General features: G+C 30.0%; 1 pseudogene. It reads left to right on the forward strand.

Annotated elements, in window-relative coordinates:
• Nucleotides 1-928, forward strand: a pseudogene (locus GBZ86_RS17530) (hypothetical protein); the annotation flags it as partial.

A 928-nucleotide genomic window follows, 5' to 3' on the forward strand; every position in this document is an offset into this window, starting at 1 on the left:
GAAGCAAAGTTTAAAGATTTTAATGTAATTAATATAGTTTCTAATAGTAGACCTACAAAAACTTTAAATTATTGGGATACTACCTATGATTCTACAGCTAATAAATCTACTATTACTTTAGCTACTGGAGGAGAAAACTGGCAGGGAGAATATTTTAATAGTGGTTTTTGGTTTACCACCTATAAAAGAAAAAATAGTTGGTGTGGAATTTTTAATAATTCCTTTCAACAGTATAAATTTAACACCTCCAGTAAATATAGATTAACCTTTCCAATTTATTGTTCACAGAATAAAAACTGTACTATTACAGTTAGAATTGCTAGAGGGGATAGCCAAAAGATAATTTTTAATAAAACTACTACATTAAAGGGTAAAGGCTATAATTTAATTGATGAAATATTTATTCCTCAAAATGTAGGAGAAAAACCTTTATTTATGATATTTAGTGAAGATATATCAGATAATTCCTTTTATATTCCCTATGTAATGTTATGTGAAGGGGAAGGAAATGGAAAATGGTGTCCTAGTTCTAATGAAATTTATGATGGTATAACCACCATAGATGGTAATGGTATAAGATGTGATTTTAATGATGGCTCCTATGCTACTATGGGACATGATGGCTTAGAATTAGCACTTCATGGAGCTAAATATAAATATCATGCTTTAGCCTATGTGGATGCTGTTACTGTACCACCTGGAAGGGATGTATCTGTTTGGATTAATCTACCACCAGAATTTAAAGGAAAAGATTTTAAAATAATACCTTCTTTAAAGGGATATTACTATAATACCACAGGTAACTTTTTTCCTTTTTATGTGGCAGTTTCTCATGCTTTTACTAAGGAAGATCAAAGACAGGGAAGATTTAGAATAGAAGCTAGTTGTGGAATACAAAATGCTAAAAATTCTAGTGATACTCAATATG

This window comes from Clostridium tarantellae (genome assembly GCF_009295725.1).
GTDB lineage: Bacteria > Bacillota > Clostridia > Clostridiales > Clostridiaceae > Sarcina > Sarcina tarantellae.